General features: G+C 54.6%; 18 protein-coding genes. 1 reads left to right on the top strand and 17 read right to left on the bottom strand.

Annotation, left to right across the window (positions count from 1 at the left end):
• Window positions 1–20: 20 nt before the first annotated feature.
• The 10 genes from EHV15_RS12875 to EHV15_RS12830 form a co-directional block, all read right to left on the bottom strand.
• Window positions 21–1916 carry a beta-glucoside-specific PTS transporter subunit IIABC gene (locus EHV15_RS12875; RefSeq protein ID WP_128631558.1) on the bottom strand — a complete coding sequence of 632 codons (1896 nt, stop codon included), beginning with the start codon at window positions 1914–1916 and terminating at the stop codon, window positions 21–23.
• 114 nt (window positions 1917–2030) lie between these two features.
• Window positions 2031–2867 carry a BglG family transcription antiterminator LicT gene (gene licT, locus EHV15_RS12870; RefSeq protein WP_128631557.1) on the bottom strand — a complete coding sequence of 279 codons (837 nt, stop codon included), beginning with the start codon at window positions 2865–2867 and terminating at the stop codon, window positions 2031–2033.
• Between the two features lie 329 nt (window positions 2868–3196).
• Entirely contained in the window at window positions 3197–4069 is an 873-nt protein-coding gene (locus EHV15_RS12865; RefSeq protein WP_128631556.1) for a UbiA-like polyprenyltransferase, read from the bottom strand.
• 102 nt (window positions 4070–4171) lie between these two features.
• On the bottom strand, window positions 4172–5455 hold the full coding sequence (locus EHV15_RS12860) for an aspartate aminotransferase family protein (RefSeq protein ID WP_128631555.1): 1284 nt from the start codon (window positions 5453–5455) through the stop codon (window positions 4172–4174).
• Between the two features lie 148 nt (window positions 5456–5603).
• Complete coding sequence (locus EHV15_RS12855; RefSeq protein WP_128635316.1) at window positions 5604–7688, bottom strand: peptidase U32 family protein; 2085 nt, start codon at window positions 7686–7688, stop codon at window positions 5604–5606.
• A gap of 375 nt (window positions 7689–8063) precedes the next feature.
• On the bottom strand, window positions 8064–8864 hold the full coding sequence (locus EHV15_RS12850; protein WP_128631554.1) for an energy-coupling factor transporter transmembrane component T family protein: 801 nt from the start codon (window positions 8862–8864) through the stop codon (window positions 8064–8066).
• Between the two features lies 1 nt (window position 8865).
• Entirely contained in the window at window positions 8866–10023 is a 1158-nt protein-coding gene (locus EHV15_RS12845) for an energy-coupling factor transporter ATPase (RefSeq protein WP_128631553.1), read from the bottom strand.
• On the bottom strand, window positions 9999–10844 hold the full coding sequence (locus EHV15_RS12840; protein ID WP_128631552.1) for an ATP-binding cassette domain-containing protein: 846 nt from the start codon (window positions 10842–10844) through the stop codon (window positions 9999–10001). Before EHV15_RS12840 ends, EHV15_RS12845 begins: the two co-directional genes overlap by 25 nt.
• A gap of 65 nt (window positions 10845–10909) precedes the next feature.
• Window positions 10910–11458 (bottom strand): Gx transporter family protein, encoded by a 549-nt coding sequence (locus EHV15_RS12835; RefSeq protein ID WP_128631551.1) that lies wholly within the window; start codon window positions 11456–11458, stop codon window positions 10910–10912.
• Window positions 11442–11834, bottom strand: a complete 393-nt coding sequence (locus tag EHV15_RS12830; protein WP_128631550.1) for a NusG domain II-containing protein — start codon at window positions 11832–11834, stop codon at window positions 11442–11444. Before EHV15_RS12830 ends, EHV15_RS12835 begins: the two co-directional genes overlap by 17 nt.
• 278 nt (window positions 11835–12112) lie before the next feature.
• Between EHV15_RS12830 and EHV15_RS12825 the strand changes: the two genes are divergently transcribed.
• Window positions 12113–13198 carry an FAD:protein FMN transferase gene (locus tag EHV15_RS12825; protein WP_128631549.1) on the top strand — a complete coding sequence of 362 codons (1086 nt, stop codon included), beginning with the start codon at window positions 12113–12115 and terminating at the stop codon, window positions 13196–13198.
• An 817-nt stretch (window positions 13199–14015) separates the two neighbouring features.
• Here EHV15_RS12825 and EHV15_RS12820 read toward each other — a convergent pair.
• From EHV15_RS12820 to EHV15_RS12790, 7 genes are all read right to left on the bottom strand, one after another.
• The gene (locus tag EHV15_RS12820; RefSeq protein WP_128631548.1) at window positions 14016–14897 is read right to left on the bottom strand and encodes a glycosyltransferase family 2 protein; all 882 of its coding nucleotides are present in this window, start codon (window positions 14895–14897) and stop codon (window positions 14016–14018) included.
• Window positions 14898–15105: 208 nt separating this feature from the next.
• Window positions 15106–16443: a glycoside hydrolase family 30 protein gene (locus EHV15_RS12815; RefSeq protein ID WP_128631547.1), complete on the bottom strand. Its 1338-nt coding sequence runs from the start codon at window positions 16441–16443 to the stop codon at window positions 15106–15108.
• Window positions 16444–16779: 336 nt separating this feature from the next.
• Complete coding sequence (locus EHV15_RS12810) at window positions 16780–17607, bottom strand: carbohydrate ABC transporter permease (protein ID WP_128631546.1); 828 nt, start codon at window positions 17605–17607, stop codon at window positions 16780–16782.
• Entirely contained in the window at window positions 17604–18488 is an 885-nt protein-coding gene (locus EHV15_RS12805) for a carbohydrate ABC transporter permease (protein ID WP_128631545.1), read from the bottom strand. The genes EHV15_RS12810 and EHV15_RS12805 overlap by 4 nt, the downstream gene beginning before the upstream one ends.
• Before the next feature lie 140 nt (window positions 18489–18628).
• A complete protein-coding gene (locus tag EHV15_RS12800) occupies window positions 18629–19930 on the bottom strand; it encodes an ABC transporter substrate-binding protein (RefSeq protein WP_128635315.1) in 1302 nt (433 codons plus the stop codon).
• Between the two features lie 79 nt (window positions 19931–20009).
• Window positions 20010–21089 carry a response regulator gene (locus tag EHV15_RS12795; RefSeq protein ID WP_128631544.1) on the bottom strand — a complete coding sequence of 360 codons (1080 nt, stop codon included), beginning with the start codon at window positions 21087–21089 and terminating at the stop codon, window positions 20010–20012.
• A gap of 3 nt (window positions 21090–21092) precedes the next feature.
• Window positions 21093–22865, bottom strand: coding sequence for a cache domain-containing sensor histidine kinase (locus EHV15_RS12790; RefSeq protein WP_128631543.1), 1773 nt, complete (start codon window positions 22863–22865; stop codon window positions 21093–21095).
• Between the last annotated feature and the right edge of the window lie 12 nt (window positions 22866–22877).

Here is a 22877-nt window from a genome sequence, read left to right as displayed (position 1 = left end):
CAATTCCCCCGGCCGCAACCTCAAATGACCACCGTCAGCAAATCGTCCTGATAATCGACCGCTTGCTTCTCCGTCTCGATCACATCCAAATAATCTCCGGTATTGGAAATGATCACAGGCGTGGTTATATCATACCCTTCCGCTTTGATCGCCTCGGCGTCAAACTCCATCAGCACCTGGCCTTTGCGGACCCTCTCCCCTTGCTTGACTTTGGGAACAAAATACTTGCCTTTTAGCTTTACGGTGTCCCTGCCCACATGGATCAGGATATCCACGCCGTGGTCGCTGGTGATTCCGATCGCGTGTCCCGTTGAAAACAGGGAGGTCAATACCCCGTCAACCGGAGCTACAACCTTGCCTTCGGCAGGTTCAATGGCAATCCCTTTGCCCATCGCTCCCGTAGAAAACGCCTCGTCCGCGATTTCGGACAACGGTTTTACCGTTCCCTTGAGCGGGCTGCCCACCGTCTCCTGCTTTACCATCGTTTCGGTGTTGCAGGCCTCTTTGGGCTTGGCATCGTCCTCTTCATCCTTGAAGCCGCCGAAGAACATCAGCAGGAAGCCCAAAACGAAGCTGACGACCATCCCGATGATGGCCCCGTAGAATGCGGTATCCATGCCTTGCGGACCAATAAAGCTGGGAAGCATGAAAATGCCCAGGCCGCCCATGATATAGATTTTGCTGCCCATGGCTCCGAGAATAGCGCCGCCTGCCGCCGCCCCGATGCAGCTTAAAATGAACGGCTTTTTCCGCGGCAAAGTAATCCCGTAGATCGCCGGCTCCGTCACTCCGAAAATCCCTGAAATGAAGGCCGGAATCGACAGCGATCTTAATTTTGCGCTTCTTGTTTTCAGCATAATGGCCAGCACTACACCGGTCTGGGCAAACGAAGCGCCGAATATCCCGGCGAGAATCGGATCGTATTTCAACACCGCTATATTGTTGATGGCAATCGGCACAATTCCCCAATGCAGCCCGAAGATGACGAGCACTTGCCAAACTGCCCCCAAAAGCAAGCCGCCGATCATCGGGCTTAAGTTGTAGAGGAACAACGTTCCTTGCCCGAGCAGTTGGCCGGCCCAGGTTGCGAGCGGACCGATGATAATCAGTGACAGCGGAACGACAACCAGCAAGGTGAAGAAAGGAACCAGAAACGTTCTTACGACGCTGGGGATAATCTTTCTAAACAGCTTTTCCAGCTTCGCCCCCACATACGTGGAAATAATGATCGGAATGACGCTGGACGAATAGGACATCAGGATGACCGGAATGCCCAGGAAAGTAATGTACACCGGCGACTCGAAGATCGTACCGCCAAACAAGGTGTACAGTGGCGTGCCCGATGACATGATGCCGCTGAGCGTCGGATACACGAGTGAAGCCCCGATGGCCATGCCGATAAAAATGTTGGCGTTGAATTTTTTGGCCGCCGTATATCCGAGGAAAATCGGAAAGAAATAAAACAGACAATCACCTATGGCGTTCAGAATCTGGTATGTTCCCGAAGCGGCCGTGAGCCAACCCAGAGCTAAGAACAAGGCGTTGAACCCCTTGATCATTCCGGTGGCGGCCAAGACGCCCAGCGTCGGCTGAAACACTCCCGAGATGATGTCGATGAATCTGTTAAAGAAGCTCATCTTTTCCCCGGACGGTTCCGCCTCCGCATCCCGAAAGCCGCCGACTGCGGCCACGTCCGCATATACTTCGGGTACGTGATTGCCGATAACGACTTGGTATTGCCCGCCGCTTTGGATGACCGTGACAATACCATCCATCGCTTTTAACGCGTCCGTATTGGCCTTGCTCTCATCCTTCAGTTTAAAGCGCAACCGCGTTATACAGTGGGTCAGGCTGTTTACATTTTCTTTGCCGCCTACGTTTTTGATAATGGCTTTCGCCAATGCTTCATATTTCATCGCTGCTCCTCCTTAACTATTTGCTAGTATTTATAAAAAAGGCGAAACCATACGGACAACTATTCTGCTGCCCCGTTTGGTTTCGCCTGGTTGACCAGTAACGATCCATTCCGGTTATTCGGTTTCTCTTAACGTTACGCGATGCGTGTGAATCGTCAGATACAGCTTTTCATCGTCCGAGAGCGGCAAGCCCAAATATTTTTCGATCTTCAGCACGCAATCGTAAGCTTGCTTATACTTCGCTTTTACCTGCCTCAGCAGAAAATGGTCCAGCGTCTCGACCTTCTCCCGTTTGTTCAAGCGTTGAAAAAAATAGCGCAAATGCGTAATAAACCTTTCATAACTGACCGATTGCTCGTCAAGCTCAATATTGTACGAATATTTGATGATGTTCAAAATATCGTGGATCTTCTGGGTATGACGGGCCACATCGGCCACTTGACGGCTCCCGCCGTTCGTTTGGGCGTTGATCAGATGGAGCGCGATATTGCCCGCCTCATCTTCGGGCAAGCGATTGCCCGTCACCTCCTCGATGAACTCCAGCGCTTTTTGCCCAACCTTGTATTCCTTGGGGTAATATTTCCGAATCTCCCAGATTAACGGATTAGCGTTGGCCAGCCCCCGGTCGTGCAGCCGAAACGCGTTGTAAATATGATCCGTCAGGGTAACGTAGATAAAATCGCTCAGTTTGCCCTGCAGCATATTTTTGCCATATTCGATAATGTCGTAGCACAGAGAAACGTATTCGGTGGGGATGTCGTCCAGCAGCAGCTTGAATTTCTCGGAAGCTTCCGTCTGCTTAAGGATAAACACCTTTTCGATCAGCCCCTTATCCACTGCGTCTCCCGCGCTTTTCTTAAACGCGATGCCCCGCCCCATGACGACGAATTCCTCACGTTCCTCATCTCTGGCAATGATGGCGTTGTTGTTGAATATTTTTTCGATGATCATCGAAAAATTGCCCCCTCCCCTTATCGCAAATGAGTTAAGCAACAATTTTAACGCTGGGCGGAAAGCCTGTGCCGGGCGGTAGCGGGAACGGCGCATTAAATGTAAACGGATACATCACGAAATTCGTGTATGCCGGGCAACCAGCTGCCTGCCCCAAGAAACGCAACGATTGTCACTCGCTTAGCCAACAAAAACCAAAAAAGGCGACCCCAAAACATGACAAATCATGCCCCGGGTTTCGCCTTTGCAGTAACAATCCCAAATTCAGAATACCATCGAACAATCCATTTGGCAAGCAAAAATGTTCACGCTTTCACGCAGTGTTCATCTCACAACAAGAAATAGTCTCCCAGCGCGCAGAACAATATAACCATACTGATCACTTGATTCAGATTGTAAGAAGCAACGTTCATCCGTTTGCGGTTCGACGGCTTGATGATCTTATGCTCCGTCAGCAGCAAAATGACCGCAAGGATAATGCCCGCCGTGTACATCCAGCCGAGATGCCGGATCGGGATCAGAGCGATCAGCAGCAGCACCATGATCAGATGCAGGCCGGCCGCGATTCTCAGGCCGTTTTTGAGGCCAAAAGCGCTGGGGATCGACCACAGGCCGTGGTTCCGGTCAAAATCGATGTCCTGCGAGCCGTAGATGATGTCGAACCCGGCAATCCATAACATCACGACCGTGCCGAGAATAAACGGCGTGAAAGCAAACTTCCCGGTCACGGCAAACCACGCGCCAATCGGGGCGGAAGCGATCGTAAAACCAAGATACAAATGGCTTAGGTAAGTGAACCGTTTCGTATAGGAATAGGACGAGATCAGGAAAATCGCCACCGGCGACAAAATAAAGCAAAGCGGATTCAGCATGGCCGCCGCGAAAATAAAGATCGCATAGTTGACGACGACGAAAACGAGCACCTCCTTCGCCTCCAGCAGCCGCCGCGGCAAATGGCGATGGGCGGTACGCGGATTTTGGGCGTCAAAGGTACGGTCGACGATACGATTGAAGGCGTTGGCCCCGTTCCGGGCGGCGACCAAAGCGATCAGCCCCCACAGCATGACCCGCCACGACGGAAATCCTTCCGCCGCCCACACCATCGAAATGATCGCGAACGGCAGGGAAAACAGCGTGTGCGAGAACATCACCAATTCGCTGTACAACCTGATTTTGGTGCCGATTTTTCTGGCTACTTCCATGATATAGTCACTCTCCTTCGTGCGATAAGCATATGGCGGGGGCGGCTGTGGACGGACGGGGCCGGCTGACCGGGCTGGCCTGGCTGACCGGCTGGCCGGCGGCTAGGCCAAGCCGGCCAGCACCGCTTCCAGCGCGGCCAGCAGGCCGTCGATGTCGGCTTCGGCGATGACCAGCGGCGGCTGGAAGGCAAGAACGTTGCGGTTTACGCCGTTTTTGCCGATAAGATAGCCGCGGTCCTTCATCGCCTCCAGCACGTCATCGACGAGCCCGGCCCCGCGCTGCGGCTCATCGGCGCACAGCTCCGCGCCGCGCATCAGCCCCGCGCCGCGCACGTCGAGCGCGAGCTGCGGGAAACGCGCGGCGAGGTGCTCAAGGCCGCCGCGCAGCTGCGCCCCGAGGCGCTCCGCCCGTTCGGGCAGGCGGTGCGCCTCGATGTAGTCCAGGACCGCGAGCGCGGTCACGGACGAAACCGGGTTGCCGCCGAACGTGGAGGCGGATGGCCGCGTGAAGCTAGCGGCGATCTCGTCGGTGGTGGCGAAACCCGCCACCGGGATGCCGCCCCCAAGCGCTTTGGCCATCGTCACGATGTCCGGCGCAACGCCGTAACGGTCCATGGCGAACATCCGGCCCGTACGCCCAAACCCGGTCTGAATCTCATCGGCGATCAGCAGCACCCCGTGCTGTTCCAGCAGCCGCTTCACTTCAGCGAAATACCAGTCCGGCGGCGCGATAATGCCGCCGTTGCCCTGGATCGGCTCGGCGATCATCGCGGCGATTTCGCCGCCTTTGGCCGCCAGCGCCGCCCGCAGCGCCGCGATGGAGCGCCGCCCCGCTTCATCGGCGTTCATCCCCCGCTCGTACGGGCGGGGGATAAACGTCACGTCCGCAGCCTCCGCCAGCTGCGGATCGGTGCGCCACATCTGCAGGCCGGTGACGCTCATCGTCAGATACGTCCGGCCATGCAGGGACTGCTCCAAGGCCAGGAAGCCGCGGCGTCCCGTATGCAAACGGGCGAGCAGCAGCGCCCCTTCGTTCGCCTCCGAGCCGCTGTTCACAAAAAACGTCCGGCTAAGCCGCCCGGGCAAAATCCCGGCCAGCCGCTCCGCAAGCTCCACATTGGGCTGCGTCAGATAAATCGTGCACGTATGCTGCAGCGTCCGCAGTTGCTCCGCCGTCCGCTCGGCGATTTCCGGGTTGCAGTGTCCGGTGGCCACGACGGAAACGCCGGCAAAGAAGTCGGTATACCGCGTCCCGTCATGCCCGTACAAATACTGCATTTCCCCTTTGACGAGCTGTGGGGGATTACGATAGAAATGGCTCGTGCATGGGTAAAAGTACTGTTGCCGCTTTTGCAGCACACCCTCCGGTCCGATATACGTCTGCATAATTTTCCGCTTCCCTTCTGTTGAGTATGTCATGAAAGGGAGCAAGCGCAGCGCATTCGCTCTAGCCTGCCCCGCAAACGACGCTCGCTTACGAGCACGCCGCCGACACCGTTTGAGTAACGGCCGCCTAGTTTGTTGTAACGGCTGCCTAATTGGTTCCCGCAACCTCTTTTGTTCTCGTCTCCTCCTGTGTACCTGCCTTCACGTTTGTTCCTGCGGCCTCTTTTGCGGCTGCCGCCTCCGCCGCTCCGCCGGCGCTGCCGCCGTCGAACTGCAGCGCGCCCAGCGTATAACCGGCATAGACCGGCGTTAGGCGCGCAAACTCCGCCTCCGCCGTGTCGGGGGCCGCCGCGGCGTTTTTGTACGCCTTCACGATCCGCTCCAACTCTTCCGGACGATAGGTCGCCCCTTCAATCCGCAGCACGGACGCCCCGGCAGCGGTCAATTCTTTCACGACCGGCAGCAGGCACAGCTCCTTCGCGAGCATCAGATGGTTGCGGCCGTATACGTCCCGGTAAACCGGGTTTTCGCCCTTGTCGGTTTTCAATACGAGGATGTGGTTGCTGACATAATGGTTGTCTTCTTCGGCAATCGGTTCGAACACCTCCGTATTTTCATACAGGTCATGCTCCATGTACATGATCGCCGGGGAGCCGTGGACTATAACCTCCAGCGTTCCGGGCGCCTCGGCCAGCAGCGCCGCAAGATCGTTCGGCGGAAGCTCCATGGACGCCGTCATCCGGGCCAGGCCCAGCCCCCGGTAAAAATCGGCGGACAATCTGTTGTACACGTTCAGATTAAAATCGCCGATCAACGGATATCCCTTGCCGGCAAATTTGCGGATCGCCCCCAAATTCGTCACCATTAGGCCGTCGAGCGGCAGATGTTCCCCGGACAAAAGGGCGTCGTAAATCTCAAACTGCAGCTCGTTCATCATCCGCGGCAGGCACAGATACAGCTTCGTCTTCCCCTTAAGTTCAGCAAGCTCCTTGACGTCGGCCTTCGTAAACGGGCGGTCCGGTTCAAATACGTCGCCGGACAAATAAACGTGGTCGGCTCCGGACTTCAGCGCGGCTTTAGCCTGCGCCGTATTGTTTACGTGCACGGAGACCTCCGCGGAGCCGGCATCCGCTGCGGCCGCACTGCCCGAACGACGTGCTCCTTCCCCCTGCTCCCGATGCCGCGCTTTATCCAGCCCTGCCCGAATCGCCTCAATCCGTCCCGCGCTCAGCTCCCGCTCCTGCGTCGGCGTGCTAAACACTTTGCCGGTGCTGTAAAACTTGCCGGTCCCTTCGTAACGGCGGTTGATGTTCGCTAACCCCGGCCGGCCAAACGCGTAAGCGGTGGAGAAATCGCGCTTGCGGTTTTGGTACAGCAGCTCCGTGTCGCGGCTGCGTTCAAAGCCGACCGGATCGGCAATGTAACGGTCGATGGCGTCGCCGTAGGCGTTTACCAGCGTCAGAACAAAATCGGCGTCGCGCATGCGTCCTTCGATTTTAAAGGAGGTAATGCCGCCGTGAATCAGCTCCGGGATGTGCTCGTACATGAACATGTCTTTGACGGCCAAAGGATATTCCGCCGGATATACGTAGCCGTCTTTTTTGACGCGGTAATCCCAGCGGCACGGCTTCATGCATTTGCCCCGATTGCTGCTCATGCCGAATACCATCGAGCTGAAATAACAGTTCGCGCCATGCACCGAGCACATGTCCCCGTGCACGAAATATTCCAGCTCCATTCCGGTCGCCTGCTGCAGGTAACGGGTTGCCGCAAGATCCATTTCACGCGATGTGACGACCCGGGTTACGCCCATTTCCTGCAAAGCCCGGACCATCTCCACATTATGCACGTTCATCATGACCGAGGAATGGACTTTGATCCCCAGCCCCATCTCCTTAATCAGCGCCAGGACGGCAAAATCCTGCACAATAATCGCATCCGGTCCGGCGCTCTCCAGAAAACGCAAATACGCCCGCGCCTCGTCCAGCTCGCTTTCGTTCAGCAGGTTGTTGACCGTGACGTACGCTTTTTTTCCCCGTTCATGAGCCATCCGCACCGCTTCGGTAATTTCCTCCAGGCTGAAATTGTAGCCTTTGCGCATCAGACGCATATTGAGGCTGGGGCCTCCGAAATAAACCGCGTCGCAACCTGCATCGATCACTTTTTTGAAAATCTCGAAGGTTCCCGTTGGAGCCAATAGTTCAACTTCTCTTCCGTTAAAATAACGCGCCACCGCGTCCTCCCCCTCATCGCTAGTCATTTATCGGCTATCCAATATCCAATACATTGCACGGTTATCTCTAATAAGCTTGAAAACCATAACTCAACTTTCGCAGAGCCAAAATTGGCTCTGACCATTAATTGCAAATCATACAACTAACTTTATATCCATCTACTCAATCATTCGTTTAATTGCATTTCATACAACTATCTTCTCGTCTCTTGGTCTCTTTTTCGAAAGATAGCGGAGTAATTGCAGGTTTTACACTTATTCAAGTGCTATGGCAGCATTTCAGGAAAAGTAACTGTACTTTTTGCAACTACAGGATAGCCGCTTTGTCCAGTTACATCAACGCTTACTTGGCAATTTCATACTACGAAAGTTGAGTTACAAAAAACGGCAACCAACAACGGCAGCGGCCAAAAGCGCGTAGGATACCACGAACCACGTATCCAGGCTCTTCCATGTCAGCAGGTGATATTCCGTGCGCGGCGCGCCGATGACGAAACCCCTGGCTTCCATCGACAACACCAGCTCCTCCGCCCGGCGAAACGCGCTGACCGTGACCGGCACGAGCAGCGACACGAGCAGCCGCCCTTTCTCCTTCCAGGGCAGCTCTTTCAGGTCCGCGCCGCGGGCCGCCTGCGCTTTGAGGATTTTGTGGGTTTCATCGAGAATCGTTGGGATGAACCGCAGTGCGATGCTCATCATCAGCGTGAGCCGCTCCGATCGTATGCCGATCCGCCCAAGCGGCTTCAGCACACCGCTTAGGCCCTGGTTCAGCAGGCCCGGCGTCGTGGTAAACGTCAACAGCGCGGTAAAAGAGACCAGCAGCCCCATCCGTACGGCCGCCAGCAGCCCGCTGCTTACCCCATCGGCATATAGCGTCCAGGATCCGACGCGCCACAGCTCCGCTCCGCCCCGCACCGTCAAGCACTGAACGACAAAGATGAACGCCATCAACGTCCAAAGCGGCTTCGCCGCCTTGACGTAATATTTGAGCGGTATTTTTGTCGCCAGCATGTATGCGGCGGAAAACGCCGCCGCCGCGCCAAGCGCCGCCCACGATCCGACGGCCACGATCGCGACAAGGTACAGCAGCATCCCGGTCAGCTTCGCCCGGGGATCAACGCCGTGCACCCACGAGCCGGTGTCGATGCAGCGTCCGAACAGCAGTTTGTTCCGCATGTCATCCGCCCCCCTCTCTTGCCGCGCCGCGGACCGCAAACACCGCTTGTTCCGTGCCCGGCCGTCCTGCCGCAGCTGCCTGAACTGTCTTTTCTTCCAGAACCGACTTTGCTTTGACGGCTTCCGGCCCCAGTCCTAGCACTGCTGCGGCCGGAACAGGACGCTGACTCTCCGTACCCGGCACGGCGGGTAGCACGGCGGGTAGCTCTGCGGTATTCCCTGGCATTACCGAAGGCACCGCGGCGTTCTCCGGCACGCCCCCCGCCTTGTTCATCACCGCGTTCCCCGCCACCGCCGGCTGCGTTCGCGGCATGAGCCGCGCCAGCCGCTCGGCCAGCGCCTCCGCCGTCAGGCAGGGCTCCTCCGCCTCCAGCCCAAATCGTGCGCTCACCGCCCGCCAACAATGGATGCTGTCGGGAAGCTTCAGCCCTTCCGCCTCCAGCCTCACGGCTTCCCGCACCAGTTCGCCCGGCGTCCCCTGAAATGCGATCCGCCCCTCGTTCATGACGATCCACCGCTCTGCGTACGGAAGCATTTCCTCCATACGATGGGTGACGACGATCAACGTCTTGCCTTGTTCCCGGTGCAGCCGGGACAGCATCCCGGCCAGTTCGGCCCGGCTTTGCGGATCGAGCGTCGCCGTCGGCTCATCGAGCGCAATGACGTCCGGCTCCATCGCCAGCACCGAGGCGATCGCCACTTTGCGCATTTGCCCGCCGCTCAAATGAAACGGATTGCGCGCCAGGAACGAATCGTCCAGCCCGACCAGGGCCAGCGCCCGGCTGGCCCGCTCCCTGGCTTCGGCCGCCGGACATCCGAAATTTAGCGGCCCAAAGCACAGATCCTTCTCCACCGTATCTTCAAACAGCTGCTGCTCCGGGAATTGGAACACCAGTCCTACCCTGCGCCGCAGCTCCCGCATCCCGGACGCCTTTTCCCCGGCCTGCAGCGTAACGTCCAGCACCCGGACTTTGCCGGCCGTCGGTTTCAGCAGCCCGTTGAAAAGCTGCATCAGCGTCGACTTTCCCGAACCGGAAGCGCCGGCGATCGCCGCAAAGGCGCCGCGCGCCACATGCAGGGTTACGTTCTCCAGCGCGCTGTGCCGCCACAGGCTGCGATCATCGTATGCAAAGCTCACTTGCTCGAAATGAATGGCCATAACCAGGATGCCTCCTCTTTGCCGCCCCACGCCAAACCTTCCGAGGCGGAAATCCCCCGCCGCTCCAGCTCCCGCCTCAGCCTCATCCGGAAAGGGGGAATCAGACGGCAGGAGCTGAGCAGCGCCTCGTCCCGGAACAATTCCTCCGGCGGGAGATCGGCGGCAACCGTTCCTCCGCCAAGCACGATCGCCCGGTCGGCGGCCAAAATCTCTTCGGCGTCATGGGTGATCGACACCATCGTATACCGCCCGCAATCCCGCATATCCCGCAGGATGCCAAGCAGTTCCCCTCTCGCCTTCTCATCGAGCATAGACGAGGCCTCGTCAAAAATAACGATGTCCGGCTCCATCGCCAGAATCGCAGTGACGGCCACCCGCTGCTTCTGCCCTCCGGACAATTCCGCAGGGTGTTTGGTCAGCAGATGGCCGATCCGCAGCTTTTCCGCATATTCCCGGACGCGGCGCCGCATTTCCTCCCGGGGCAGGCACCGCCCCTCCAAGCCGAAGGCGATATCCTCCTCCACGGTCGCGCCGATAAACTGATTGTCCGGATTCTGAAAAACCATGCCGATGCGCCGCCGCAGATCAGGCGCGGTCTCCCGGTCAAGCGGCACGCCCCCCACCAGGATGGTTCCGGCGTTTGCGGCAAGCAAACCGCCGAGCAGTTTGGCCAGCGTCGATTTGCCGCAGCCGTTGGCGCCAACCAGGGAAACCCAGCCGCCCCAAGGGATGTTTAAGCTTACATCGCCAAGCACCGGACTTGCCGGATCATAAGCGAAAGAGACCTGCTGCACTTCATAAGCGAATCCGTTGTTCTCCATTTTCTCTCCGCTCCCTTCTCCCTTGATCCGGCACGCGGGCCGGCAGACGTAAGGCGGGTCAAATGCTATTCCGGCACAAAACCGCTGAACAGCTCCAGCTTCGACAGCGAGGGAATCAGATACCTGACCGCGATCCCGACGGCAATGCCGGTGAGCACGCCCATAAGCAGCAGCATCGGCAAATAATAGAAGATTCCCGTCGTGTGAAAATAGAGGGAGGCCGTCGTCAACTGCCCGACATTGTGGGCGATCCCTCCTACCGTGCTGATGCCGATCAGGCTAAGCCGCTTCCGTCCGATAAGGAGCAGGAACCACATCGCCGCAAAACTGAACAAAGCCCCCATGATGCTGAACAAGAAGCTGGAAAACGTACCGAAAACAAACGCCGTCAGCAGCGTTTTAAGCAGCACCATCATGAACGCGTCCCGGGTTCTGAGGAAATACAAGCACGTCAGCACCATAATGTTGGCGAGACCCAGCTTGGCGCCCGGAACGCCCATGTTGACGGGAATTATCGATTCCACCAGGCTAAGCACGACCGCCACCGCCGCAAAAATCGCCACGATCACCGTTCTTTTCAATATCAGATTGGACGTTTCATTTAACGACGGCATCCAGATCGTCCCCTTCCCCGGCGGCCACAACCTCGACCATCAGCTTGTGCGGCAGGCAGACGATCGTTCCGCCGTTGCGGTCGATGAACCCGAAAGTCAGGCACAATTTATCCGGACAATCGGCGTCAGTCATTTCAATGCCGTAATCGTGGATTTTTAACAGGTTGTAGCCGTATTCGGTTTTGATTTCCACGGTTTGTTCTTCCTTAGTCAGCTCCACAGTTTTATACAACTTCCCGTCAACCGTAATGTTGGCCACGCGCTCGCCATTTTTGTGAACTTTTTCACTTGAATCGCCGCCAAGCCACCTGGGCACGAGAAATGCCAAGGCGATGGCGACCACCAATCCGATCAACAGGATATCTCCGCGCTTCATGGCAAACTCTCCAAACTTTCCTAATTTTTTGATTATATAAATCTTAGATGAACCCATTATACATGCTGCCTTTCGTCTTCAAATGTGACAAATATCTCATCCTCACCCCTGCCTCCCGCATTTCACAAAATCATCACTTGGTCATACATTTTATGGAATTTGAAAGGTGGATTTAGTGTGAAAAAGATCAGTTATATTGTGAAAAAAATCACTTTGGTAGTGCAGTGATGTTTGTTACACTCAAGGCGACATTACCGGACAGAAAGAAGGCTGCGATCATGAACAAGAACAAAACGGCCATTCTGCTTTTCACCCTCGTTTTGGCAGCTGCGCTGCTCGGCGGCTGCAGCGGCTCGGGCAGCGCGGCAGACGGGGCCATAGACGCGAAAACGCCGCAAGCAAACGTTGTTCAGCCGAAATCGGAGACGTATTTTATATTTGATACGGTGGTGACCGTACGGATTTACGACGACCGGGCCACCGAGCAAAATTTCAAAGACCTGGATGCCCTGCTTAAAGAAATCGACAGCCGCATCAGCCGCACCGACAGCAGCAGCGAAATTTCCAAAGTGAACGCGAGCTCCGGCATCGCTCCGGTCAAGGTTTCTGCCGACACGTTTAATCTCGTAACCAAAGCGCTCGATTACGCCAAGCGGACAGACGGCCAGTTTGACCCTGCCATCGGCAACCTGGTCAGCCTGTGGAACATCGGCCATGAAGGCGCTCACGTCCCTCCGGAGGAAGAAATCGCCGAGGCGAAACGCTTGACCGATTACCGCAAAATCGAGATGAACGAGGCGGCGCAGGAGATTTATCTTCAAGAAAAAGGCATGTCCATCGACCTCGGTTCGATCGGCAAAGGGTTCGCCGCTGACCGGATTTACGATTATTTGGCGGAGCAGGGCTTTCACAGCGCGATCATCGACCTCGGCGGCAACGTCTACGCGATGGGTACAAAGCCAAACGGCGACGAATGGAACATCGGCATCCAAGATCCGGATAAAGAGCGCGGAAACCCGATCGGCACCCTTCGGGTGAACGATAAGACAATTGTGACCTCCGGCATTTATGAGCGGTTTTTTATCGAAAACGGCAAGCTGTACCAGCATATTCTTGATCCTACAACCGGTTATCCGGTGGACAACGGGATCAGCAGCGTCACGATCGTGACCGATAAATCGGCGGACGCCGACGCCCTCTCCACAACCTTGTTCGTGCTGGGGATCGACAAGGGCCTGGAATTTATCGAAAACACACCGAATACGGAAGCCCTGTTCATTACGAAAGACAAAAAGCTGTACGCGACCTCCGGCTTTAAACAACTGCTTCATAAAACGAACGACAGCTACACGTTTGCCAATTAATTCGCTTCGCAGCAGCCTCTAAATTCCTAAGAAAAATCGCCGCTGGCGAGGTCCTTTTCCGTTGCAGGGGAGGGGCGAGTATGAGGTTCCACCCCATACCCCCTCCCTCTTCTGCTCTACTTCGAGTCCTCCTCTTTTTTATTAGAAGCTCCAAGGAGTCTCGGCTCCTTCTGAGCTGGTGACGCTGCTCTAACGGACTCCAGCGACGTTATTCGTCCATTTCCCGGGTATTTCCCAGCCTAACGGACCCACATGACCTTATTTCGCTCTAAACGAGCTCACCCGGGCCGATTTGAGGCAAATAAGGTCTTCTGTGTCCGTTACATTTTACAATTTTCCTTTTTTCCGCAAATAACGCCTCTACAGTCCTTTAGCCTTCACTTCCCTCTTCTTCCCCCTCTCTACCTGCGCATCGTCCTCCACCCAGCTGGAAATATAAAAAGCCCCCAGCTCTAAAAAGCAGGGGGCCTTATCGGGTTATATTGCATTTTCAACACACTTGAGGTATAATGTTTTATTAGATTGTTACTACCCGTAACGCAGTTCCTCAAAAGATTATAACTCTCCTTATACCTTTCGGTATGAAATTCCTATTTTAATGACCCAGTAAAGTAAGGATTTAGTGTTTTTCTGATTCACACTGGCGCGGTCATCGGAGCCGCAAGGACAAATGAGAGGTAGGGCATTTGTTGTTTTGGAAACCGTTGTTAGTTGTAGTCGAAGAAGGAACTCCCGCTTAAGTCTTCAAGTGTACATGGAGACCGGGGTGAACAATAGCCATAAACCGGTGTCGGCATGCTGCCGGCGCCGGTTTTGTTTAATACGGAACACGCGAGATGCAGCGGGAGAATGCCAGATTCAACATCTGCTGATCGTAAATCCGATACTTCAGGTTCTGCTCCAGCACCCAGCGGGAAAAACCAAATGCCCGGGCGTATTGATGCTGATCGGCGGCATTGATATGAAAATACAGGAGCTCCCGCATAATCCGGTCTTCCTCATGGGACAACTGCAGGCCCAGCTGCGAAAATTGCCGCTGTCGGACTCTCCGCGCGGAATCGTCCTGAATGGCTTTATGTTTATGGGATACTTGCCCGGTGTGCATACGGTAATACAGCAAGTTCATTGGGATATTCGCCATTTTTATATGCGGGGCCAAGCGGTTCCACAGCTCATAGTCTTCGGCATGGGGATAGTTGCTGTCATAACGAACGCCCAGCCGGTGGATCATGCTATTGCGCATCACTACCGTCGGATGGCAGATGCAGCAGTGAAACAGCAGCCAAGTCCGAATTTCTTCGTGTTCCACCGGGTTAACCTTCGGTATGCTGCCAATGGAGTAGGTAAACGCGGCGCCGCACAAATCGATGGACGGATGCTCATCCATGAACGTCACCTGAACGCCCAGGCGGTTCGGCGTTGACAGGTCATCGCTGTCCATCCGGGCCACATATTCCCCGGTTGCCAGACTCAGGCCTTCATTTAACGAAGCGATCAGACCGTAGTTTTGGGGATGAAAGATTTTACGGACTCTGGGGTCCTCGACCAGCGAAATAAGATGGGCGGATCCGTCCGTAGACCCGTCGTCGATAATAATAAATTCAAAATCGGTATAGGTTTGAGTCAGTATGCTGTTTATAGCTTCCTGAACATAAGGGGCGTTATTGTATACCGGCATAATTACCGAAACTTTGGGCATATGAAATATCCCTCCATCATATAGTTTCTAAACTAAAATACTTTATAGACTATACTATGATGGTAGAATCCATGTGGACTAGACCAATTGCGGTATTCGAAAAAAAAGGCGATCCCCCCGATCTTCGAGGACCGCGCTGCCGAGGTTTTTGTCCTGTTTTCTTATTCGGCGTCAGTGTTTTTCGCCGCTCTACCGGCCTAGCAATCCGTTAAAACAGGATCGTGTTGAAAGATTCCGGCTCCAGCTCAAAGCCGTACATTTCCGTTCCGTCCGAGATTCGCACCGTTTTCGCTTCCTTGAACGGGTTGGCGATGACTATAACGCGGCCGCCCTCCGGCGTTTCGTAGCTGACCGCATTGCCGTACCAATGCCCGCGCTGGCCGATACGCTTTGATCTCGGCGTGACGAAATGCGAGAAATGCTTCATGACATAATACTCGGGGTTAATAATGGCTTCTTTTCGAGCCGGGTCGGCCGTAATCATCGAGTTCTGTTCCCAACCCCAGGTGCTGCGGCCCTTCGGCTCCAGCACCATGTTCCAGTAAATATAGGCATTCACCCGGTTCGTAAAATAGTGCTGGTACAAATTGAATACGTATTGGGCATACTCCCAAGTGTTCGTGCCGTCGCCGCACTCGTTTTCCGTCTGCATGTAGCGAAGCTCCGGGTAGCTCAAGGCCGTGCGCTGGATCGCCCATTTGCCGGCCCACTGGTACCCGACGCCTTTGACGTATTTGTAAGCCTCGGGGTCGCTTAACACCGTATGCGCATAGGCGTCGTGATCGGCGGTTTTCTTCTTCAGCCACTCGTCCCACGGCTCCGGCGCATTGATCGTGCCCAGCCAGATTTCCGTATCGAGCCCGTGTTTGTCGAAGGCCGGCCCCAGGTAATCGCGGATAAATTCGCGAAGCTGCTCGCCCGTCCAGACGCAGGACGGGAACTTCTGATCGGCCACGACCTCGTTTTGGACATGGATCTGGTGGATCGTGACGCCCTCTTCCCGGTAAGCCTGGACGAACTTCACGAAGTATAAGGCGTACGCCTCCAGGTTTTCTTTTTCCCAACACAGTGTTCCGTAGTTGTAAGCCTTCGGAGACTTCATCCACGTCGGCGGGCTCCAAGGCGAAGCGAACAGCTTCAACTCGGGGTTTAACGCCAACGCCTCCTTAATGTACGGAATTAGATACTTGCGGTCCCGTTCGATCGAAAAATGCTCCATCGCATAGTCGCCGTCGGTTTCGTTGTGGCTGTACCATTCCAAAGCGTAGTCGCTCGCCCCGATCGGCAGCCGGCAGATGCTGAACTTCTGCTCTCCTTCCGGATGAAACAAATTAGACAATACCCGCTGGCGTTCCTCCTCCGGGAGCCCATTTAACGCCACATATCCCAGCTCGTTAAAACACCCGCCGAAGCCTTCCACGCTTTGAAAAACTTCCTCCGTCAGCGTTAAGTCCGCCGCCCCATTGCCCGCGATCGCGGTTGGCGCGGATTTCTCCACCCATTGCCGCTCCCTAGAGCTTGATATCCATCGTTTCGGTTGTCCCATAGGAAGGAACCTCCTTCTTCTTTAACTTGAGAAAGCTCGAGCGAAAAGCATAAGCACAAAAAAAGTCGTTATTCCAGCGATATCCGTCCATTTGAGAGAAATAGAGGAAATTTATGTTGCTATTCTCCCCGGTCGCAAGGAAATGCCGGCGTTTTGGGCCATTCATAGGAATATAAGGACAAAAAGTACCGCTAAGTTGGATCAACATGCCTGGCTCCGGATAATAAGAACATAAATTTCCGCTATTTTGAAAGCCCAGCCGACGCTTGGTTCGCTCCCCACAGCAGCCGGCTGTCAAGCACCAGTTTCCAGGTTAATCCAAATTCAAGCTTTCGTTCAGCCCTTCACGGCTCCCTCCGCGATGCCTTCCATGATGAATCGTTGGAAGAAGCCGTAAATGACCACCACGGGGATCGCCGTCAGCACGAGCGAAGCCAGAATCAGCGACCATTCCTTGTTGTACTCCCCGAACAGCATGTTGGTGGCCAGGATCAACGTGTAGTTGTCCACATCCGTCAACATCATCAGCGGAAGCAAAAAGTCGTTCCATATCCACAAAAAGTCCAGAATGGCGATCGTTACGGTAATGGGGAGAAGCAGCGGCAAAATGATCCGGAAAAACGTCTGAAATTCGTTGCAGCCGTCGATTTGTCCGGACTCCTCCAGCTCGCGCGGAATCGACTTAACGAAACCGTGATACAGAAAAATCGCCATATTGACGCCAAGCCCGATATAGATCAGCGCCAGCCCGTAGGTGCTGCCTTGCACGTGCAGCGTTTTGGCCATCCGGGTGAGCGGAATCATAATGGAATGGAACGGCACGAGCATCGAGGCGACAAACAGCAGAAAAATGAAATTGCTCAATTTGCCCCGGGTGCGGGATAACTTATAGCCGGCCAAAGCCGAGCAGAAGACGATCCCGCCGATCCCAAGCACGGATACGATCACCGAGTTCATGGAGCTGTTTAACAGATGGATTTTTTCAAATGCCTGGGTATAGTTTTCGAAATGCAGCTTGGTCGGAAGCGCTACGAACGAAGCGAACATCTCTCCCTGGGTCTTAAACGAGTTGACGACCGCCATATAGATCGGGAAACAGGTGAACAGAGCGCCAACGGACAAAATCAGCCCAATCAGCAGGGAATTGATTTTTTTCATGCTCATGCTTCCACCTCTTTTTTCTTCATGACGTTCATCTGAATCAAGGTGACGATCAGCACGATGGCGAATAAAATCAGCGACTTGGCGCTGGCATACCCGTACCGGAAGTTATTGGAGAACGCTTCTTCGTAAATGTTCATCGTAATTACCTGCGTGCTGCGTCCCGGACCGCCCCCGGTCAGGCCGTACACGACGTCGAACACTTTGAAAGCGCCGTTCAGCGTCAGGAAGAAGCAGATCGTCACCGCGTGCGTAATCATCGGCAGGGTCACGCTTTTTAACGTTTGGAACGAACTCGCGCCGTCGATAATGGCCGCTTCCTTCAAGCTTTGCGGCACGCCTTGCAGCGCCGCCAGATAAATGATCATCATGTACCCAACCCCGTTCCACAGCGAAACGATCAGGATCGAGTAGAACGAATACTTCGGGTCTCCCAGCCAGGCATGGTCCAGGAAGGTGAAGGCCGCTTTTTCGACCAGTTGCGGGATCACCTGTGAAAACACGAAGGTCCACATAAAGGAGCTGATGATTAAGCTGATCATGTTCGGCATGAAGAAGATCGTCCGGAAAAACCCTTTGCTCCGGGTCCGCGTTTCGATCAGCACCGCCAGCAGTAAAGCGATTACATTTTGCAAAATAACCATAAACACGACGTACTTCAGCGTAAACAGCAGCGCATTGATGAAATCCGGATCCTCCGTGAGCGCTTCAACGATATTCGCGATCCCGACAAAGCTGTAATCCTGATTCAACCCGTTCCAGTCGGTAAACGTATAATACATTCCGCCGAACGTCGGGATAAGCAGAAAGATGGTGTATATGATGAGGGCCGGGGCCGTAAAAGCCAATAAGGAAAAATACTTCTTATAAATCCTGGACGGCATGTTTTTCTCCCCTCCTGTCATTTCTATGGATGATAAGTTGAACTAATACTTGTAACGAAAAAAGGCAGCCGGGTGAAATGTTCTTACGATTATATAGAAGGAAGGAACAACATGTCCCTTCCTATCGTTCAGCCGCCGCGTTACTTATTGACTTTGTTAAAGGACTTCCAAGCTTTGTCCAGAGCGGTGATGACGTCGTCCGGCGAGATTTGTCCGGCGATATAGGATTGCAGGGCTTTGCCGGATTCGTCCTTAACCGCTTGCGGAATGCGCGGGTCTTGATACGATTTGCCCGCTTTCACATACACCATGGCGTCGTCCACCCACGGATAGCTTGTGTAGTCGTGCACGGTGGCGACCGGGTTAAACTTCAACGCCTGGTAGAACGCGCTGGAATCCTTGTCGTCCAGGATATAGTTGATGAAATCGAGGGCCACTTCTTTGTTTTTGCTCGTTTTGGACACGGCCAGGGAAGTGGATGTGCTCAAGTTGATCATCGTGGCGTCCGGATTGTCATTGATCGGCAAAGCCGCTACGCCAAAATCGAGATCGGGATTCGATTTCAAAATCGTCTCCGCATACCACGGACCCTGCACCCACATCGCCGCTTTCCCGGTGGCGAACATAGCCGCGCCGTCGTCGCCGCCGACCTCAAGACCGTTTTTGGTGCCGTTCGCGTAGACCAAATCGATGATGTTAAACATATCCTTTAGTTCCGAGAAGGAGCCTTCGTCTTTGTTCATCCGGTCGATGAAATCCGGGTGTTCCGTGTTGACCATTGCTCCTACGGTCAGCGGCAGGAACAGCTGCGGAATCCACGACTCCTTGTCGGACAGAACAAACGGCGTGATGTTGTTTTGTTTGAGCTTATCGACGACCGCTTTCATTTCCGTTAACGTGGTTGGGGGAGTGAGGCCCTGTTCTTTAAAAATCGTCTTGTTGTACAAATACCCCCAGGACAACGTTTCGAGCGGCACCGCGACGACTTTGCCGTCCTCCGTCGTGACCGAAGGCTTCACGCTCTCCAGCAGCTTGCCTACGAACGGCTGATCGGACAAGTCCTCCAGATAACCGGCTTTATAGAAAGAAGGAATTTCATTGACCGCGTGAATGGCGAACACGTCAGGAGCATCGTTCGAAGCCAGTCTTGTTTTCAGGATTTGCGGGGCGGTATCCGCCGGCGGCATCTCCAGTTGAACGGTAACGTCGATGTCCTTTTCCGCCTTTTCCTTGGCCACGAAAGCATCGATATACTTATCGTAATGTTCCTTCAAACGAGGCTGGGCGATAAACATTTTTAAGCTGACGCTTTTTCCGCTTGCGCTTCCGCCGCCTGTCCCCGACGTTTCATTGTTCGCCGCATTGCTTCCGCCGCCCGATCCGCATCCGGCCAGCAACGCAGCGATTAAAGCGGTTCCGGCGATCCCCTTCCACATCTTCATCATTTATGACCTCCTAGACGATTAAGTTTGTTTACGCTTTCATTTTAATCAAAACATGTAAGCGCTTCATTGGACGGGATTAGACTCCTTCATTGGATATTTTTAAACCTTGTGAAGCTTTTCTCGCTTCTCCCGGCGAAAGTCCGAAATGTTTTTTAAACACCCGGTGAAAATAGGATACATCCTCGTACCCCACCATCTCGGCCACGCTTTTGATCGCGACCTCCTCGTCCGCTCCCAGCCACTCCATCGCCTTCTCCATTCTTAATTGCAGCAAATAGTCCGTAACCGTAACGCCGTACTCCTGCTTAAACGCTTTGCTCAAATACTCTTTGCTGACAAAAAACAGCTTGGCCACCTGCTCCAAACCGACCTGCTCGGCATAATGATGCTCAAGATAGAATTTCACTTCGCCCAAATGCAGCTTATTTTTAAATTTCCGCTGTTTGATCAGTTCATCCAATGCGGCCATATAGCAGCCTTCCATCAAGCCGGCCGCTTCATGATAGGAATCCGGCACCTCCGCATGTTCCGCCAAACGGTCAGGCTCGGCGGCCAGCGCGTTGGCCGCGCAAAGTTCCTTTAAATACAACAGGATTTCATGCACAAAATAGCGAATCGTCTCCGGCTTCTGGGCCGCGGCAAGCTGCGTATCCGCGTGCAATTCGCCGAACACCTTGCGGATTCCTTCGCCGTTCAACTCATTAAAGTAGGACCCCAGCCGCTTCTTGTAGACGGCCAACTTCGCGGACAACTCCAGGTCGATTTCCTGGCGGTCGCCGCGACGCCGCAAGGCTTGCCCGCATTTGGCCAATACCGCGTTCAATTCCTGGGGATCGATCGGTTTCAGCAAATAGTCGGCCGCCTTATAACGAATCGCCTGTCTGGCGTAATGGAAATCGTCGTACCCGCTCACTACGATCACCTGCTTGCCGGGAAAACGGTCATGGATGTTCCGCATTAGTTCTTCGCCGTCCGAACCCGGCATGCGCATATCGGTTATGATGAGTTCCGGACCAAGCTGCTCGATCAGCCGCAGCGCCTCCAGTCCGTCCTCCGCTTCCCCCGCGACCTCCATGCCCAATTCGTCCCACCGGCCGAGATTTTTGATAATGTCCCGGTTCCACTCTTCGTCGTCGACGATCAACACTTTGAACATGCTTTATCCCTCCTTCTGCTCGGGAAGATGCAGCGTTACGCAGGTTCCTTGGCCTGATTGGCTGTTCATGTCCACTTTGTATTCCGCTCCAAAATACATTTGAATCCGCGAAGCCACATTGATGAGGCCAATGCTGGTCCCCTGCGTCCACACTTGCTCCAGATCTTTATTTAGCTGCGATCGCAGCCGGTTCAGCTGTTCGGGGGCCATGCCGGCTCCGTTGTCCCGGATCATGATGAGCACTCCCACGGCAGGTTCGCGGCGGATCGCCACCTCAAGGCGCCACTCCCCCGCCTTATGATCCAGGCCATGGACAAACGCGTTTTCAACCAAAGGCTGCAAAGTCAGTTTGGGAATTCGGCAGTCCAGCACGTCTTCGGAAACGCCTAGCTCGTAATGAAGCCTTTTGCCAAACCGCTGCTGCTGGATGTTCATGTAATGACGCAGATGTTCAAGCTCCGCTCTGAGAGTCGCCAGCCTATCCGGATCGCGCACGATATAACGGAACATTTCGCTTAAGGAGCGGATAATTTCGTAGCTTTCCGCCGGTTTTTGCGAGAAGATCATCCCGCCGATCAGCTGCAGCGTATTTTGCAAAAAATGCGGGTTAATTTGCGATTGCAGCGCCTTCAGCTCGGCCGTTTTCTTTTCCAGGCGGATTCTGTATTCCGTATTAATATGCTCTCTGATCCGCTCTCCCATCGTGGCGAAATTGGCTTCAAGCAGCCCGATTTCGTCCTTTCGCCTGCTCCGGGGGAACGCCTGCCCCTTGGTCAGATCCAGCTTGCGCATCGCCCTAGCCAAGCCGATGATCGGTTTGGTCGTTTTCCAGGCAAAATAAAAGGCAAACAGCGCGGAGACGGCCACGGAAATCATCCCGACGACCAAACCGTAATTCATCGTCGCCCGGGCGCTTTCGTTAATGAAGGCGATCGGGACGACTTTCACCAATCTGAGGCCAACCGGTTCCACCGTATTGTAGAAGACGAACTCCCCGTCCGTTCTGAAGTAGCCCGGCCCGGCCTCTTTGGACTTGGACAGCGCAGCGGCCGCATTTTCCGGGAGGACGCCGCCTTTGCCGTAAAGAACGCGGCCGTTCAAATCCGTGACGAACACGGACTGTTCTTTTCCCTCGCCGAGCAAACTCATCGATTGGTCAAAATAAGACCAAAGCACATCCAAAGAAATATACCCCAGCTTCTCCTGGTTTTCAAAGCGGTTAATGCTGCGGATCAAACGTAATTTGTCAGGGGCGGATGGGGGCGTCTCCACGATAAAATCTTTGTTCTGCGTAAGTAAATCCCGATACACGCGCGGCATGCCGCTTACCGTTTCCACGTCGTTTTGCATCGAATTGATCGTAAACAGCGTGCCTGTGTCATTCAGGTACAGGATGACGCCTACGAGATGATTTCCCCCGCTATAGTACACGCTGTTCAGCGTATTAAAAACGTTCTGCTGCGCCGTAAAATGGCTGGCCGGGGTTTCTCCCTCGGGCCGGTTCAAATAATCGGTCAACCCCGGGCTGATCTGGATGGAATAAATCAGATTGTTCAGCCTGGCGAACTGCTCGCCCAGATAAATCCCCGTCCATTTCATGTTGGACAAGCTGGTGCTTATCACTTGCTCCTCCATCGAGGTTCTGCTGTTTTCCGCCGCGAGCGCGGTAACGACCACGACGGGGATGACCGCGATCAACATCATCGTCAAAATCAACTTGTTGCGGATGCTCGTTTTAAACGGATCGATGACCCGCTGCCGCAGTCTGCCAAACATGCGATCCCCCCT

Origin of the sequence: Paenibacillus oralis (assembly GCF_003863965.1) — a bacterium.
Lineage (GTDB): Bacteria > Bacillota > Bacilli > Paenibacillales > Paenibacillaceae > Fontibacillus > Fontibacillus oralis.
The sequence above is the reverse complement of the archived record's forward strand: the minus strand, read 5'-3'. Positions and strand labels throughout refer to the sequence as shown.